We start from the raw sequence: 3,881 nt of genomic DNA, 5'->3' as shown, positions 1-3,881 counted from the left end.
GCTTCGCGCTGCATGAGCTTCGTCGAGGCTGCACAGGCCCAGCTGCTGGCACCCAAGTACCTGCGCTGGCTGCTCGACGGCTGGATGACCACGCTCTGGGCGGCGCTGGTCGTGATCGTGGCGTCGACGCTGCTGGGCGTGGGGTTCGCGGCGGCACGCACCAGTGCAAGGCCGTGGCTGCGCAGGCTGGCGGCGCTCTACCTCTCGGCGTTCCGCAACACACCGCTGCTGGTGCAGCTCTTCTTCTGGTACTTCGGCGCGCCCAGCCTGCTCCCGGAGGCGGCACGCGAGTGGCTCAACGCCGGGCATGCCTTCTGGCCTTCGTTCGAAGTGCTGTCGGCGCTGGTCGGGCTCGTGCTGTATGCCACCGCCTATGTGGGCGAGGAGTTGCGCGCCGGCATGCGGGGCGTGCCGCTCGCGCAACTGCAGGCCGGCACCGCGCTCGGCTTCACGCCGGCGCAGGTGCTGCGCCACGTCGTGCTGCCGCAAGCCGTGCGGATCGCGCTGTCGCCGCTGCTTGGGCAGTACATGAACATCGTGAAGAACACGTCGCTCGCCATGGCCGTCGGCCTGGTCGAGTTGTCCTATACGGCGCGCCAGGTTGAAGCCGATACATTCAAGACCTTCCAGGCCTTCGGCTTCGCCACGCTGTTCTACGTCGTCACCATCGCACTGCTCGAGATGCTGAGCGCCCGCGTGTCGCGTCGCCAGGCGATCCTGCCTCGCGGATGAGGTGGTGATGAACGACGCGTTCGCGATGCTGGCCGACAGCCTGCCGTACCTGCTGTGGGGCGCCTGGCCGGAGGGTCCACTCGGCGGCGCGGCGCTCACCTTGCTGCTGAGCGCCGGATCGGCCGTGGCCTCGGCGGTGCTCGGCCTGCTGGGCGGCGTGGCCCTGGCGATGGCCTCGGGCCGCCTGCGCACGCTGCTCGTACTGCTGCTCGGCTTCCTGCGTGCGGTGCCGGTGCTCATGCTGATCTTCTGGACCTATTTCCTGCTGCCGATGGCGCTCGGCGTCGACGTGCCTGGCGTGCTGTCGGTCATGTGCGCGCTGTCGCTGGTCGGCGGTGCCTACCTGGCGCATGCGGTGCATGCCGGCATTCGCGGCGTGCCGGTCGGTCAGTGGCATGCCGGCCTGTCATTGGGGCTGACGCGTTGGGGCAGCTTGCGCCATCTCGTGCTGCCGCAGGCGCTGCGCATGATGCTGCCGTCCTTCGTCAATCAGTGGGTCACTCTCGTGAAGGACAGTTCGCTGGCCTACATCGTGGGCGTCGGCGAACTGTCCTTCGTCGCGGCGCAGGTCAACGCGCGCACGATGATCTATCCGGCCGAGATCTTCGTCCTCGTCGGGGCGCTCTACTGGGTGCTGTGCACGGGCCTCGACCAGGGGGCGCAGGCATTGCTGCGCGCCCGGCAACCGGGGCTGCGCTGAGGGTCGCGTGGGCACCGGAAACGAAGCCGGCGCTCTTATCTGTTTTCCGCATACCGATGCTCCGCAATCGGTGCCGAAAGCGCAGTCGGCTGGCTACGATTTCAGCCTTGGTGGCAATGCCTTGCGCCACGCCGAGTTCTCATTCATCTCCCGTCGAAAGTATTTCGTGAACGTGTTTTCCAGAAGATTCGAGCGTGCGGCTGCGGCCGCCGCGGTCGTGGCATTGATGGCGTTGATCGCCGCCTGCTCCAAGGCGCCCGATGCGCCTGCGGCCGTCGCCACGGACGCGGGCGCGCCCGTCACGGGCGGGACGCTGGTCTATCTCGAGCAGCAGGCGCACACCAACCTGTACCCGCCGGCGGGCGGCTTCTATCCGAACGGCGGCATCCTCAACCAGGTCACGGACAAGCTGACCTACCAGGACCCGAAGACGCTCAAGATCGAACCCTGGATCGCCGAGTCGTGGACCGTCAACGACGCGGTCACCGAGTACACCTTCAAGCTGCGCGAAGGCGTGACCTTCTCGGACGGAACGCCGCTCGACGCGGCCGCGGTCGCGAAGAACTTCGACACCTTCGGCAAGGGCAACAAGGAACTCAAGCAGCCGGTGTCGGAGGTGATCAACAACTACGAGCGCAGCGAGGTGATCGATCCACGCACGGTCAAGTTCTACTTCAAGAAGCCGTCGCCCGGCTTCCTGCAGGGCACCTCGGTGATCGGCTCCGGCCTTGTGTCGACAGCGACCCTGGCGCGGCCCTTCGAAGAGCTGGGCGACGCCACCAAGATCATCGGCTCCGGCCCCTTCGTCGTCACCAGCGAGACGCTGGGCAAGGAACTGCTGCTCTCGGCGCGCAAGGACTACAAGTGGGGCCCGGCCACACTGGCGCACCAGGGTCGTGCGCTGCTCGACGAGATCAAGCTCATCGTGACGCCCGAAGACAGCGTGCGCATCGGCGCGCTGGTCGCGGGGCAGGCCGGCTTCATCCGCCAGGTGCAGGCCTACGACGAGAAGCGCGTCCAGGAAGGGGGCTTTGCCATCTACGCACCCTCGACCCGCGGCGTGAACAACAGCATCAACTTCCGCCCGGACAATCCGCTGGTGGCCGACCTGCGCGTGCGCCAGGCCCTGCTGCATGCGACCGACACCAAGGCGATCGTCGAGACCCTTTTCTCGTCGAACTACCCGCAAGCCACGTCGGTACTGGCCTCGACCGCCGCCGGCTACGTGGACCTCTCCGCCAAGCTCGGCCACGACGCAGCGAAGGCCGCTCAGTTGCTCGACGAGGCCGGATGGAAGGCCGGCGCCAACGGCGTGCGAAGCAAGGACGGGCAAGAACTCGTGCTGCGTGCCTACGAGGCGCTGCCGCAGCCGCAGAACAAGGAGACGCTGCAACTGGTGGCCCAGCAGTGGGCCAAGATCGGCGTCAAGCTCGAGGTGCTGACCGGCGATGCCGGCAGCAAGACCATCGACAACCTCGACCCGGCCAAGACCGCGGTGTTCCCGACCATGGTCGGCCGCGCCGACCCCGACGTGGTCAAGAGCCAGTACTACCCGACCAATCGCAACGTCCTGCTGCAAAAGGGCGGCGTCAGCGACAAGGTCAAGGGCTTCGAGGATGCCAAGCTCAACGGACTGCTGGAAGGCATCGCCGCCGAAGTCGACCCGGGCAAGCGCCTAGCGCTGGTCGGCGAGGCGCAGAACTACGTGATCGACCAGGCCTACGTGATTCCGATCTTCGAGGAGCCCCAGGCCTTCGCGGGTGCGCCCTGGGTGAAGGGCGTGGGCTTCGAGGCCGTCGGCCGCCCGAGCTTCTACACCGCTTGGCTGGCGAAACACTGAGGCGTACCGCGCGATTCGCATGCAGGGCTTTTTTCAACCACGCCGCGCAAGGGGAGTGGCGCGCGCCGCGGCGCTGGCGCTCGCACTCGGGGTAGGGCTCGCCGGCTGCACGAAGACGGTCGACAGCGCGGCACCCGGTGCCGATGCGGCCGGGCCCGTGATCGGAGGCACCCTGGTCTATCTCGAGCAGCAGGCGCACAACAACCTCTATCCGCCGGCCGGAGGTTTCTATCCGAACGGCGGAATCCTCAACCAGATCACCGACAAACTGACCTACCAGAATCCGCAGACGCTCGAGATCGAGCCCTGGATCGCCGAGTCCTGGGAGGTCAACGACAAGGCCACCGAGTACACCTTCAGCTTGCGCGAAGGCGTCACCTTCTCCAACGGTGCACCACTCGATGCCGCGGCGGTGGCGAAGAACTACGACGCCTTCGGGCTGGGCAACAAGGCGCTCAAGCAGTCGGTGTCGGAGGTCATCAACAACTACGAGCGCAGCGAAGTCATCGACGCGCGCACGGTCAGGTTCTACTTCAAGAAGGCATCGCCAGGCTTCCTGCAGGGCACCTCGGTGATCGGCTCCGGCCTCTCGGTGATCGGCTCCGGCCT

At 66.8% G+C, this 3,881-nt stretch carries 4 protein-coding genes; all 4 read left to right on the top strand.

All coding sequences use genetic code 11. The annotated features are described in order from the left end of the window. Positions 1-12 precede the first annotated feature (12 nt). The gene (locus AC1D2K_RS31510) at positions 13-732 is read left to right on the top strand and encodes an amino acid ABC transporter permease (RefSeq protein ID WP_478093967.1); all 720 of its coding nucleotides are present in this window, start codon (positions 13-15) and stop codon (positions 730-732) included. A 7-nt stretch (positions 733-739) separates the two neighbouring features. Further along, on the top strand, positions 740-1,432 hold the full coding sequence (locus AC1D2K_RS31505; protein WP_478093965.1) for an amino acid ABC transporter permease: 693 nt from the start codon (positions 740-742) through the stop codon (positions 1,430-1,432). A gap of 226 nt (positions 1,433-1,658) precedes the next feature. After that, positions 1,659-3,272 (top strand): TIGR04028 family ABC transporter substrate-binding protein, encoded by a 1,614-nt coding sequence (locus AC1D2K_RS31500; RefSeq protein ID WP_478093966.1) that lies wholly within the window; start codon positions 1,659-1,661, stop codon positions 3,270-3,272. A 19-nt stretch (positions 3,273-3,291) separates the two neighbouring features. Next, positions 3,292-3,881, top strand: a 590-nt coding sequence (locus AC1D2K_RS31495; protein ID WP_478093964.1) for an ABC transporter substrate-binding protein, incomplete at its 3' end; no start/stop codon positions are given.

This window comes from Variovorax sp. P1_H12_2, assembly GCF_056405335.1.
This window is presented reverse-complemented; position numbering and strand designations above follow the sequence as displayed.